This is a genomic window from Sinorhizobium sp. Y406, assembly GCF_058732025.1.
The window spans coordinates 185,850-198,563 of record NZ_CM178975.1 but is presented as its reverse complement, the minus strand read 5'-3'; the positions used below and the strand labels follow the sequence as shown (position 1 = coordinate 198,563).

Below are 12,714 nucleotides of genomic sequence, written 5' to 3'. Positions count from 1 at the left end.
GGCGCTCGGAGGGAACTATGAGCAGCGCGGATATACTGCCCTCGTGCCTGATGGCCGACGCGGGGGTGCTTGCCTCACCAGACTTTCGGACGGCACTGGATGCCCTTCCGGTCGCCGTTTATATGACGGACGCAGACGGATATGTCACCTATTTCAACCGCGCCGCGGTCGACCTTGCCGGGCGGGAACCGACGGTGGGAAAAGACCGCTGGTGCGTGTGTTGGAAGCTGCAGCGGCTTGACGGGACGGCGCTGCCGCACGATCAGTGCCCAATGGCGATAGCGTTGGAGACGGGTCGGCCGATCTGGGGAAAGGAGTTGCTCGCCGTCCGTCCGAACGGGACGACCGCCCTGGTTCTCCCTTATCCGACACCGACCTTCAACGAGGCCGGGGTGCTCTCGGGTGCCGTCAATCTCCTTGTCGACATGACCGAGCGCAGAAGTGCGGAAAACGACTCCCGTTATCTCGCCGCAATCGTCGAATCCTCGGATGACGCCATCGTTGCCAAGGATCTGAACGGCACGATCACAAGTTGGAACCTGGGGGCCGAAAGGCTGTTCGGATACACCGCCGATGAAGTGGTGGGCAAATCGATCACCATTCTCATGCCGCCCGGCTATCAAGACGAAGAGCCGATGATTCTCAGCCGCATCCGCAGTGGCGAGCGCATCGACCATTACGAGACTTTGCGCCGGCGGAAGGACGGGAGCCTCGTCAACATCTCCCTTACGGTTTCGCCCGTGCGCGATGCTGACGGCAGCATCATCGGGGCGTCGAAGATTGCCCGGGACATCACCGGACACAAGCGCGCAACGGAAGCATTGGCGGCGCGCCTGCGCGAACAGGCCTCCCTTTACAGCCTCGCGGAAAGGCAGCAACGGGCGCAGGACATCGAAGAAGTCTACGATGCGTCGCTGGACGCCATCCAGAGTGCCCTCTCCTGCGAGCGCGCGTCCATACTGCTTTTCGACAAGTCCGAGACGATGCGTTTCGTCGCGTGGCGCGGCCTCTCGGATCAATATCGGCAGGCGGTCGACGGGCATTCTCCCTGGGCCGCCGACGAAAAGGATCCGGAGCCGATATACATCGAAGACATCGCCGTGGCTGACATCTCGCAGGAACTGAGACGGGTCGTCGAGGCGGAGGGCATACACGCGCTCGGCTTCATCCCACTCGTCGCCGGAGGGCGGCTCATCGGCAAATTCATGACCTATTACGACCTGCCGCATGCCTTCGCAGACAGTGAAACCAGCGTGGCGATGACCATAGCCCGGCAACTCGGCTTCAGCATCCAGCGCCTCCGCGCCGAAGAGGCGAGGCAACGCGCGGAGGAGCAGTTGCGCCGGAAAGAGGCAATGGAGAGAGAGCGCGCCGCAGAATTGATGGCGATCATGCAGGCAGTGCCCGCTTTGATCTGGATCACCCGCTCGCCGGATTGTACGGAAATCGCCGGCAACCGTGCGGCTTACGACCTCCTGCGGCGGCCTTCCGGCAGCAATTTGTCGCTGTCCGCGCCAGCCGGCGAGGGACCAGACAATTTCCAAGTGTTCTCGCAGGGACGGCTATTGGCAGCCGATGAACTACCCGTTCAAAGGGCTGCGCGGGGCGAAGAGGTCCCCAATTTCGAAGAAGAAATCCGCTTCGAAGACGGTTCGATGCGCCACATTTTTGGAAACGCGACACCGTTGCGCGATGCCACCGGCGCGGTGGTCGGCGCCGTGGCAGCATCGGTGGACATAACCGAACGCAAGGTGGCGGAAGAAGCGCTGCAGGAGAGCGAGCGACGGCTTCAGATCGCACTGGAGGCGGGGCGAATGGGGGCCTGGGAATGGGATACGGGCACCGGCCACGTGATATGGTCGCCCGGCCTGGAGTCCCTTCATCATCTCGAGCCGGGAACCTTCGGCGGAACGCTTGCCGATTTCAAACGGGACATTCATCCGGCCGATCTTCCCCTTGTCGAGTTGGAGATCGCCAAGGCCCTGAAAACCCACGAAAACTATCATGTTATTTACCGGGTCAAACTTCCTGAAGGATCGATCCGATGGGTGGAGGCCTTTGGGCAGTTCTCGCTGCCGGGAACCGGGCGTGCCCCCAAGCTGGCCGGTGTCTGCATGGACATAACCGAGCGCAAGGAAGCAGAATCCCAGCGCAGCCTTCTTGTCGCCGAACTCAGCCATCGGGTGAAGAACACCCTTGCGATCGTCAGTTCGATCGCGCGTCAATCCTTCTCTACAAACCCGGAGCTGCGCGAGGCGCGCGATTCGTTCAATGCACGCATACGGGCGTTGGCGCAGACACACACCCGTCTTGCCGAAGCGAGCTGGTCCGGGGTTTCGCTTGAAACGGTCCTCTTCGACGAACTGTCCCCCTACAGCGACGCGAGCGGGAGCAACGTCTCGCTATCGGGACCAACGACAATGTTGCCGCCCAAATATGCGCTGACCCTCGGAATGGCCGCGCATGAGCTTGCCACCAATGCGGCCAAGCACGGTGCGCTCTCTGTTAAGAGCGGCAAAGTCGCAATCGCGTGGAGTGTCGACCCTGAAGAGAGACGCCTTCGTGTCTCGTGGCAGGAGACCGGCGGCCCACCCGTCCCGGAACCGAAACAAAACGGATTCGGCCGGCTGTTGTTGGAGCGGGTGGTGGCCTCGGATCTTGGCGGTGAAGTGCGGCTTGAATTCGCCTCGGAGGGTCTGAAATGCACCATCGACGTTCCCCATCCCAGGACGCCCTGAGATGAACCCGGCCGGCAAAGACCGCGTTTTCGTCGTGGAGGATGAATTTCTTGTCGCATTGCAGATCGAGGAAGACCTCGTCGCCGCCGGCTACGCCGTCATCGGCCCCTTCACAACCCTCAGCGCCTCGATCGCGGCCTCACGAACGGAACTTTTCGAGGTTGCTACACTGGATCTCAATCTGCGCGGCGAACTCGGCTATCCATTGGTCGACGAGTTGATCGAGCGGCATGTGCCGATTCTGCTGCTGACCGGCTATGCGAGGTCGGATCTCCCGGAGCGATACAGGACACTGCCGTGCCTGACGAAACCCTTCGATGCCACTGCGCTGATCCGAAGCATCCGGAACCTGCTTTCAACCCAAATTGCTGCATGTCTCCTTAAACCGAAGTTGATATAAGGAGACATGCAGTCGCGGCTGTCGGCAAATCCATCTTGTCGGATGGACTGGCAGCCGCCCGGCCCGGCCCTCTACACCTCGCCTGGCAGCAAATGCGAAATCGGTACCTGAAGAGCAGTCGCAACGCGCTTCAGTTTCCCCGGATCGCTTTCGCCCCCGCTTTCGATGTTGCTTATCTCGATACTGGTAAGACCACAGGTGACGGCAAGGTCCTCGATACTGTAGCCGACTGCCTCACGGGCGGCCCTCACGCGGGCGGCAATATCGATGGCGAGCGAGATCGGGACCTGTTCTTCGCCAAGGGTGGGGGAAATGGACATAAATGTCTCCTTCTCGTGGCATTAAAAATTCTTTCGAATCTGCTTGGAGTGTGGGTGACAGGCGCCGTTAACGCGGCGGTAACGTTTTATGTCATGACTGTAACATCGACAAGCCGAAATGCCACGCTTCGTCCATCAAAACGCCTGCGGGATCGCGATGGCAGCGCAATGCTGCGGGTATGTAGATGTGATCTACACGCCGCGCTTGTTACCCCAAAGAAGGACGTGCAACTGCGGAAGCACGCGCGCCTCGAACCATCTGTCCTCCGTGACGCGCTCGACCAGCCAGCGCATGCGCTCCATCACGCCCTCGATGTCGATCGGCGCATCGAATTCCTCGGGTGGCGGCGGCGTGTGGTTGCCGGGCTGGAGATAAACGGGCAGTTGCGGGTAGCGTGCTGCGGCATTACGCGCATAGGAATAATCTGCCTCGTCGAAGATCACGATCTTGAGAATCGTCTGTGGCCTACCCCCGCTCGCCTCGAGGCAGGCGCCGAACGCATCCCAATCCGTCTCCATTCCGCTCGATGGCGGTTTGGGACTGAGCACCAGCACGTCGAGATCGGCGAACCAGTCGCGTGCGATCGAGCCTTGCGTTTCGAGGGCGAAGCGATATCCCTGTGCATGGCCGCACGTGATCAGGTCTCCAAGCGGCTGAATTGCCGGGTTGCCGCCCGACAGGGAAACCACGACCGGCGTGCCGCCGGAAAGTGCCGTGACCTCCTGCCACACCTCCTCCGTAGACATAGGGCGCCACTCGTCACGATAGCGGCTGTCGACGGCGTGAAGGCTGTCGCACCAGGAACAACGGTAATCGCAGCCGCCGGTCCTGACGAACACGGTCGGCAGTCCGATCAACGCGCCCTCGCCCTGGATAGTCGGCCCGAAGATCTCGCTGACGCGGATTTCGGTCGGTCGTGTGCCGATCATGGCCTGTATTCCGCCCAGGTCTTGGCCGTCTCGCTGACGCGCACGGCGGCCGTTTCCGGAAATCGCGCCTTGCACCATTCGAAGAAATGCTGCGCCAGGCACTCCGCAGTCACTTGGTCGTGGCCGAGCACGTCATTCAAGTGACGGTGGTCGAAGGTTTCATCAATGTAGTGCTTCAACGGCGCCAGTTCGTGATAGTCGCGCACGAAACCATGCTGGTTCAGCGTCTCCGCCGAAAGCTCGACCTCGACGATGTAATTATGCCCGTGCAGCCGCGCGCATTGATGTTCCGGCGGCAGGCTCTTCAGCTGGTGCGAGGCGGAGAAATGGAATTCCTTGGTGATGCGGAACATCATTTAACCTCCTCTGCAGCAAAGGCGCCGATGGCCTTGGTCCAGAATTCCGGATCCTCATAGTCCGTTGGGTCAGCAATGCCGGCGAGGTGAAAAGCCTCGCGCCGCTCGACACAGGTGCCGCAACGGCCGCAATGGCGCAGACCGCCCTTGTAGCAGGACCAGGTTTCGGCAAAGGGCGTGTCGTGCTTCGCGCCGTCTGCAACGATGTCGGCTTTGGAGACATTGACGTAGGGTGCATAAAGCCTCACCTCCGCATATCCCTCGAGCGCATGGTCCTGCATCGACTGAAAGGCATTGATGAACCCTGGGCGACAGTCCGGATAGATGAAATGATCCCCGCCGTGGACCGCTGTCGCCACTGCCTCGGCCTTGCGGGCGGCGGCGACGCCGAAGGCGATCGCAAGCATGATGGCGTTGCGGTTCGGCACGACAGTCGTCTTCATCGTCTCTTCCGCATAATGCCCATCCGGCACCTCGACGTCGTCGGTCAGGGCCGAACCGGTGAGATGCCGGCCGACTTCGCTTATATCGATGAGCTGATGCGGCACACCGAGACGCCTGGCGCAAGCGGCGGCGAAATCCAGTTCCTTGCGGTGCCGCTGGCCGTAATCGAAGGAGACGAGCCGAACAAGCTCGTGTTGCGCGGCGACCTTGTGGGCGAGCGTAACGGAATCCAATCCGCCGGAGCAGATGACTATGGTTTTCATAACAGGTGTCCTTGTTTTGACCGGGTAGGCTGCGACCGGAGTGTTTCTGTCCGGCTTTTAGGCCAAAGGGGACGGTTTGTGAATGGCCATCGGCAAGACGAGCAGCAAGAAAACCTATACCCGGTATGATAAAGCTCCTCAGGTTTGTCCCTGCGGCGGGCGACGTGGCTTTACTGCGGCCGCAAATGAGTCTCACTTCCGAAGGAAGTGGGTCGCCTCCTTGTGATTTCCGCCATTTTCAGCCCTGCTGAATTGAGTTCGGTCAACAGCCTGGGGACAGGTCATGGGGCTTGTGACCGCTGTCGCCCCAAATGCTTCCGCATCGCAGATACCGCCAGGCAGGTTCCTTGTTGGTTGGGGCAGGACACCTCGCAAAGGGTCGCGGTCAGCCCGCGCCGGTGCGACGCCACAATGCTCGTTGCCATCAGGCGGATAACAAAGCCTAAAATCGTGACTTCGGTAAATATGCAACTTGCGCCACTGCCTTAGTCGCATCGCCGCGCCCGCCATATCTTCCGATAAGCTTCCCTTGCTCTTCCGCCGACAACGCGCTAATTCGCATTTCGCACCGTTTATCGGGCGTCGGCTTCAGTCGAAACGTGCGTCCATTGCTGCGGCAATAGAGATCGGAGCCTTTCCGATTTGCGTCCAACCGCAGTGTCGGGCGAAATGAAAAACTCACCCCCTAACGAAGCGAAGAACTGACCCCTCGTGTCAAAACGAGGAGGAATGGACGACGAGCGCGATTCTATGGAATCCTTTGTCGCGAACGATGCAGGGCGGGGATATGCTTCAGGCTGGCGAAGTGGTGGCAATGCTGCGGCTGCACGAGCTTGGCTGGGGTAGCAAACGTCTATCGAAAGAATTTGGATGCGCACGGAATACCGTTCGCCGATATCTTCGAGAGGGCGGAGCTGTACCGTTTAAACAGCCTGCCCGGCGCAGTGCGTTCGACGGACTTGATGATTGGCTTCGCGAGCGTTTTTTCCGGCATGATGGCAATGCGGATGTGATCCGCCAAGAGTTGGCGAGCGAGCACGGAATTATCATCGGTCTGCGTTCCTGTGGAGCTCCGCGTACGGCAGTGGCGGCGAGAGCTAAAGGCACAGAAGCGGGCGACGGTCCGCTTCGAGACGGCGCCGGGCCATCAGATGCAGATCGACTTCGGTGACACGAAGGTGTGGATCGGCGACGAGCGGGTTTGGAATCCCCTGTATGTGGGGACGTTGGGTTATTCGCGGCGGATTCCAACCAAACCGGTCGCCCTGATGCCATTTGAGAAGGGCCGTTCCACCTCATCAGCTTCGGGCCGACTGGGCCAACTATTTCGCAGCCGCAGCCTATGATGCAGCGTGATCGAATTCCGCTCTAGCGGACAGTTATTAGACGCCTCTCGATTTCAAGAATCTCGCGCTTCAGACGCGCGATGTGCTCATACGAATACTTAGCATCCTCCAACAGCATATAGGCTCGGTCCTCCGCGAATGTCGCATGGCGACGATGATTGTCGATCTGCGCCAACTTTTGCTTGATCAGAGGATCGTCCTTGTGCATTGCAGCCTCCCGGAAAGTTCTGTGCCTGATCTTTGCCTAGAGCTAAAATTAGCATCCACTGAATTTTATGCCAGTTGCTCACGCGAGCTAAGCAATACGGATGATCGCCGAGTCACAGAGCTTGCCCGGCGGGGATAGGCCCATCCAGGCAAAAAAAGCCGGGCTTCCCCGACCTTTCGCCGTCACCTCATGCCGGTGCCAGTACATCCGTGGTAAGCGGCACGAGGGACGATTGCCCGTAATATAGGCAGTGATTGAAGTTTCACTCGAAGGATTTTCCGAACGGTTTCTGCTGTCGAGGATACTCAGAGACCACATTCGCGCAAAGGCAAGGTCTTCGGTGTCCCCGACAATGCTACAGCGCCCCGCGCCCTTTAGGACGCAACAGTACACAACTCGGCGCTGTCATGATGCTGTGAGAGCTCGTTTTGGCGCTTTTTCGGTCCGGGCGTAGATGACTTGATCCGCGCCGTTGACGATCCATCGCCTGAGTGCGTCGAGGGCGGTGGGAAAGCATATGCTGCTGAGCTCGTCCGTCCGATCGTCGGCGGGACTGGACATTTCCGTGTGACGGCTCGACGCAGTCAGAAAGCCATCTTGCGGTGCCTGGTGTCACCTCGCTAAAAAGTGGACACTTTGCTGCCCGGACTGAGTTTGCTTGAACGAGGCGATTTGAGGCACATCCGGCGCGCTGGCCTCGCCTGCCTCGGCCTTCAGTGCTTCATCATCAGCGGCAAGCGCGCATGCGCCAGGAGATAGCGCGTGACGCGGCCGAATAGCAGTTCCATGAGATAGCTGTGCCGATAGGCGCCGATCAGCAGGCAGCTTGCCTGCACTGCGACCGCATAATCTCCAAGCGTCTGCCCTACGGGCCGCCGGTCGGAGCGGATCGCGACGACTTCGCCAATGAGGTCGAGCCGTGCAAGCATATCTCTTGCCGTAGTTTGATTGCGACTATTGGCGGTATCGTCGATACAGACGACGGTAAGGCGCTCCGCCGCCAACAGCCATGGTCGCGCGGCAAGCACGGCACCCTCGGCATGTGCATGCGGCTTCCAGCCGATCACCACATGCCTGAGGAAGTTGCCGGCATAACCCTCTGCCGGCGGAACGAGAACCAGTTTGCCCTCGTTGAAGAGCACGTCATGGAAGACATCGCGTGCGTCCATATTGCCATGGGCCGGGGTGACGACCAAATCGCTCCTCAAACACTCGCTTCGAACACAGGAGGCTAGATCGCCGCGGCAATCATCCAGCGGAACCTCCTCGCGATCCGGTCTCTCCTGTCTCCAGGCCTCAAAGGTGCGCGCCACGCGCTCCAGCCGTTCAAGGGATGGACCCTCCTCCAGCTCGCGCAGCCTCTGCACATCGATTTCCTCGGGGGCCGCAATCATCGCGTCCGGGTCAGCCCCGACATGGGCGGCGGCCAAAATTCCGCCGATGGCGCGGGCAGCGTCCTCGGCGATTTCCAGGCAGGCACGCGCGCTTTTGGGGTCTGGCAACAGGACGAGGACATCCGCCCGAACCGTCAAACCATGGGCCCGACCTGCCATCGCCATCGGAAGCGGCGTTCCATTGGGGTCGCCGCCGTTCGAGGGCGCCGTGTTCATAGAGACTTCCTCCACGTGCTTGCCGCGTCGCTCCGGGCCTCGCGCGACCCCGCGCAGGATCTGCATTCGACAGTAGATTTTATTCCGGCCGGCGCGTGCGAACAACGCCGCCTAACCGTTCTGCAATCAGCTAAAGGAGTGTATTGACAGGTGCTCGGCTACTTATAATCGGCACACAGGCAATCTGCCGGGCATCAAGCCGAACTACCTCCGCGATGAAGCTGATGACTCCTACTCGATCACCATTGGAGCGATTGAGTGAGGTCGTGTAGGAGAGATCGGCGGAAGTGTCTCGCTCCACGCGACCATAGCGATGTGCGGCAAGCGAGGCGAAATGACCGTAGAGCCGGCCTATATCTTTGCCTGCTGCCCAGCGGCGGCATGTCCACGGTCGCAAGTTGGTAGAAGAGACCCTCGCGGAAGCACCCGGCCGGGATTTTGCCGGAAAGGTCGCTCCTGGCGGCGGCGGCGAGGCGGACTTCGTTTGGTGGCAGGCGGTCTTCACCTGCCGGTGCTACACCGTTCGACACCCGGTGTCACTCCGGCTAAGACTAATGGCGTAACTTGAACAAACGCGGTCCTCGCCTTATTCTGATGCTTCCAGGCAGATCGGCCCGAAATGTGCATATCGCCTGAGGCGGGTAACCGCGTAGTCCTAGAGGTGCGGATGCATTCACCCGCACTGCGGCAGCATATTTCATTATTGCTTCCAGATAACATTCATCGAAAGGCGTTGGCGGAACGGGCTTTTCCGAACAGTTTCTCACATTTTCGCAATTTCCCGGATCGGGCGCGCTCGAATATGACTGGCATTCCAAGCCTTGGGACCGCCTCCCAATCGCGAACCACCGCCAAGTGTAAACCCTAACGTGGCCAGGTCGGATCTGCCTTGCTCCAGATCTCCCTTATTTTGCTCGTCGCATCTATATGGTTTCCCGGCGCCACACGGATCGCGGGGACGGATGGTTCGATATCCTTCCTCCTCGCCCTGTTCTGCGCCCTGATCAGCATCGCGTCCTATGGTGAAGTCGCAAGACGTGTTCATAGAAACGAAGCCGCCCTGGCCGCCGCTCTGCTGACAACCGCAGGCCTCATCATCATCCTCTCACTGCTGTCGATGCTCTACACCGGCAATCCGATGCGGACCATGCGAGCGGTTTTCGCGCAGATCTTCGGTTTCGCCACTATTCCCGCTATTGCAGCGATCTCCAGCAGGCCGAATGGTGCGGTCGTGGTGGATAGACTCGTAACCGCGATGATCATCATGAGCACGGCAACCGCGTGCCTCGTTATCGTTGGGCTCGGCGGCGCCAAGTTCGCCGACAGAGCCGCCGGCTATTTCAAGCACGCAAACCAGTTGGGAATAGCCATGTCGGCGGGCCTGCCGCTTGTCGCCGCAAGGCTCATGATCTCACGCCAACACCGGCTTCTTCTGCTCGGCGCTCTCATCGCCGTGCTCCTCGGACTGGTCAAATCGGGCTCGAAGACCAACTTCGTCGTCGCTGTCATCGGACTTGGCCTCTTCTTTGTCTTGTACGCAATCTATCTTGCAGTTCGTAGGCAGCGGCCTTTGGCGATCATCGCGGGCGCTGTCGCCGCTCCCTTGGCGTTCCAGGCGGCCTTGCTGTTGCTGCAGTCCCTCAATCCGCGAGCCCACCGCCTGCTGACGACCCAACTGTCCGGCGGCGAAGCCCATTCGATCATTTCGCGCGAGCGGCTTTGGTCCATCTCCATCGACATGGGTCTGGCGCATCCGTTCACAGGCGTGGGTGCAGGGCAGCCGATCGGCGACATTGCTCCCCACAGCCACAATCTGTTCATTGAATATTTCCGCACGCTGGGCGTTCCGGGGGTCGCGCTGATCACGGTCATGGTCCTATTGGTGCTGACCTATCTTGTGATCGCCGTCGTCTCGACGCTGGTTGGCAAAGGCAGGAGCACCTACGCCAAGAGCACCAATGTTATGGTGCTTGGCACGGCGGTGTGCGTGTGGAATTACGTCCTGGCCAACCAGATGAGCGACTCTTTCGGCCCGTCTACCGCCCCCTTTTTCTGGATCCCCCTGGCGCTACTTATCGGATACCGCGGCATGCAGCGGTCGCTCGACGCCAGCTCCGAAGAGCAAGAACAGGCACCGGCCAGCGCCACGACGCACCGGCAAGACTTCGTCCCCGCACATATGCGATAGCCGAAATCTGTTAGGACCGAGCCTAATGCCGTCCCATGAGCTGCGCAGCGCGGCAACCCGCCATCGGCCCACTCGCGAAACGGCTCGCCTTCCCGCAGGCATTCAATTCGTGGAATTTTTCGGCTTGCCTGGAATCGGAAAAACAACAGCCTCGCGTCACCTGGCCCTGCACCTGCAGCACAGCGGACACTCGGTCAGCGAGGCAAAAATAGCCATGGAGAGCAGAACATTGCTGGGCCGGCAACTCTATAGGGTCGGCCTCGTTCTCCCAAGGTTGTTCAAACAGGATTTTCGTTCGATTGCCGCAAGAATTGCTCGTTTCGTGGCTCAAGGCGAGCAGGAGACAGCCACTGATCTCATCCGCGTCACCTGGAATCTCTGGACGGTGGCCGCCTACATCCATGCCGAGAGGTCCAGAAGCGGATCCATAACGATATTGGATCAGGGCCTGCTGCAAGGCTTCTGGTCGGTCCTCCTGAAGAGCAGGCAGAAACGAACGTCGGAGAGCTGGCTCGACATCCTGTCGGCGATTGGCGTGGAAGACATTATTTTCGTTGACCTTCGCGGCGATCCCGACCTCGCACAGGATCGCCTCCGGACCAGAGGCGACCGATCCTCGCGGCTGCAAAGAGCCGCCAGTGGCGAGACTGCGCTCTGGGCAAAGGCTGATGGCGCCTATCGCAAGATGAAGGCGGAGATCGGCGAACCGCTGGTATCGTCAGCTTGCGCACTGATGCTGGCGACGGTCGATGCGAGCGCATCGGCTTCACCCGAACAGATAGCTTGCAGGACGTACGAAGCCACCCTCTTGGCCAGCCGCAGGCACGGGCCGGTTCCTCCAGAAAGCCTATGAGCACGAACATCGATCGCCGCTCATTCTTGCGGCTCGTGAGCGCTTGTCCCGCCTTAGCCTTGGTCTCAGGGTCCTATCCCACAGGCGTCGGACGGGCACTCGTCGGTTCGGATGGCCATCTGGACAATATCCCGATCGTGCTCAGCGGCGAGTTCGGCTACGAACAGAAAGTCATTCGCGATCTGCCGGCCGAAATGACGATCGATGCTCGCGATGCTTCCTTTATCGTAGCCAATAGCCGCAACCCCGATCCGAACGCGCTTGTCGGCTGCGACGTGGGGTGGCTGCCGGTCAATCGCTACCCATTGGTAATCCGCAATTGCCCCGGCGTGCATTTCATAGGGGGGCGGTTCGGTGGCGAAGTGCCGCTCGCGACCGATTGGCGCGATACCTACTGCAACAGTGCCGCACTGCTTGTCAGGGATGGCACTTCGCGAGCGACGGTCGAAGGCGTGCGGGCGCGCCGATGCTGGGATGGCATACGACTGGCCGACGGGGCGGACGGTTTCCACTTGAAGGGTTGCTGGCTGAGCGAAATTCGGGACGACGCGGTTGAAAACGATTACTTGCTCAACGGCGTTATCGAGGACTGTCTCTTTGATGGATGTTTCGCCGGGGTCAGCCTCGACCCGGCGTCGAACGATCGGGACGGCCGGGAGAAGGTCGTGACGATCGACCAATCCTTGGTTCGTATGAATAGCTATATCGCAAAGGGCGAACTCACCCACCAAGCCCCAATCAAGGCAGCCGATGCAGCGCCCAAGCTTAGGATCAGAAAATCCATCTTCGCGCTAAGCTCCGCCAACATGCGCGGTTTTCCGCGGCTGAAACGAACCTGGAAGAGGATGATTGAGAGCGGTGGCAACGCCATCCTGTGGCTGCCCGACGAGCCGCTCCCGCCCGACTTGCCGCTCCCGCCTTCCGGCTTCGTCTTGCTGAAAGGCGCTAAGGCTCGCGACTATTGGGACGCGGCGCGCAGGCGCTGGGTTCTCGCCCATCCGGACGTGCCCCGATTCTCGGACGACGAGGCTTGAGGCGATCGCCCCTGATCAGCTGTC

At 60.2% G+C, this 12,714-nt stretch carries 11 protein-coding genes and 1 pseudogene; 6 read left to right on the top strand and 6 right to left on the bottom strand.

Translation table 11 applies throughout. The features are described from left to right. The first annotated feature begins 17 nt into the window (after nucleotides 1-17). On the top strand, nucleotides 18-2,738 hold the full coding sequence (locus tag AC4P1R_RS17885) for a PAS domain S-box protein (protein ID WP_273361544.1): 2,721 nt from the start codon (nucleotides 18-20) through the stop codon (nucleotides 2,736-2,738). A 1-nt stretch (nucleotide 2,739) separates the two neighbouring features. Continuing rightward, nucleotides 2,740-3,138, top strand: a complete 399-nt coding sequence (locus tag AC4P1R_RS17880) for a response regulator (protein ID WP_492178376.1) — start codon at nucleotides 2,740-2,742, stop codon at nucleotides 3,136-3,138. Between the two features lie 71 nt (nucleotides 3,139-3,209). On the opposite strand, the gene AC4P1R_RS17875 is transcribed toward AC4P1R_RS17880, so the two are convergent. The 4 genes from AC4P1R_RS17875 to queC form a co-directional block, all read right to left on the bottom strand. Further along, nucleotides 3,210-3,458, bottom strand: coding sequence for a helix-turn-helix domain-containing protein (locus AC4P1R_RS17875; RefSeq protein WP_069460148.1), 249 nt, complete (start codon nucleotides 3,456-3,458; stop codon nucleotides 3,210-3,212). 192 nt (nucleotides 3,459-3,650) lie between these two features. Further along, nucleotides 3,651-4,388, bottom strand: a complete 738-nt coding sequence (queE, locus tag AC4P1R_RS17870; RefSeq protein ID WP_492178375.1) for a 7-carboxy-7-deazaguanine synthase QueE — start codon at nucleotides 4,386-4,388, stop codon at nucleotides 3,651-3,653. Beyond that, complete coding sequence (queD, locus tag AC4P1R_RS17865; protein ID WP_492178374.1) at nucleotides 4,385-4,741, bottom strand: 6-carboxytetrahydropterin synthase QueD; 357 nt, start codon at nucleotides 4,739-4,741, stop codon at nucleotides 4,385-4,387. Before queD ends, queE begins: the two co-directional genes overlap by 4 nt. Further along, nucleotides 4,741-5,451, bottom strand: a complete 711-nt coding sequence (gene queC, locus AC4P1R_RS17860; protein ID WP_492178373.1) for a 7-cyano-7-deazaguanine synthase QueC — start codon at nucleotides 5,449-5,451, stop codon at nucleotides 4,741-4,743. Before queC ends, queD begins: the two co-directional genes overlap by 1 nt. 772 nt (nucleotides 5,452-6,223) lie before the next feature. Between queC and AC4P1R_RS17855 the strand changes: the two are divergent. Next, nucleotides 6,224-6,698: pseudogene (locus tag AC4P1R_RS17855) on the top strand (IS21 family transposase); the annotation flags it as partial. A 121-nt stretch (nucleotides 6,699-6,819) separates the two neighbouring features. On the opposite strand, the gene AC4P1R_RS17850 reads toward AC4P1R_RS17855, so the two are convergent. Beyond that, complete coding sequence (locus tag AC4P1R_RS17850; RefSeq protein WP_069460144.1) at nucleotides 6,820-7,005, bottom strand: hypothetical protein; 186 nt, start codon at nucleotides 7,003-7,005, stop codon at nucleotides 6,820-6,822. A 713-nt stretch (nucleotides 7,006-7,718) separates the two neighbouring features. Further along, a complete protein-coding gene (locus AC4P1R_RS17845; protein ID WP_069460143.1) occupies nucleotides 7,719-8,615 on the bottom strand; it encodes a universal stress protein in 897 nt (298 codons plus the stop codon). Nucleotides 8,616-9,504: 889 nt separating this feature from the next. Between AC4P1R_RS17845 and AC4P1R_RS17840 the strand changes: the two genes are divergently transcribed. The 3 genes from AC4P1R_RS17840 to AC4P1R_RS17830 all read left to right on the top strand — a co-directional run bounded on the left by AC4P1R_RS17840 (nucleotide 9,505) and on the right by AC4P1R_RS17830 (nucleotide 12,690). Further along, the gene (locus tag AC4P1R_RS17840; RefSeq protein WP_069460142.1) at nucleotides 9,505-10,803 is read left to right on the top strand and encodes an O-antigen ligase family protein; all 1,299 of its coding nucleotides are present in this window, start codon (nucleotides 9,505-9,507) and stop codon (nucleotides 10,801-10,803) included. A gap of 109 nt (nucleotides 10,804-10,912) precedes the next feature. After that, nucleotides 10,913-11,656 carry an AAA family ATPase gene (locus AC4P1R_RS17835; RefSeq protein WP_165614738.1) on the top strand — a complete coding sequence of 248 codons (744 nt, stop codon included), beginning with the start codon at nucleotides 10,913-10,915 and terminating at the stop codon, nucleotides 11,654-11,656. Then, nucleotides 11,653-12,690: a hypothetical protein gene (locus AC4P1R_RS17830; protein WP_069460140.1), complete on the top strand. Its 1,038-nt coding sequence runs from the start codon at nucleotides 11,653-11,655 to the stop codon at nucleotides 12,688-12,690. Before AC4P1R_RS17835 ends, AC4P1R_RS17830 begins: the two co-directional genes overlap by 4 nt. Nucleotides 12,691-12,714 lie beyond the last annotated feature (24 nt).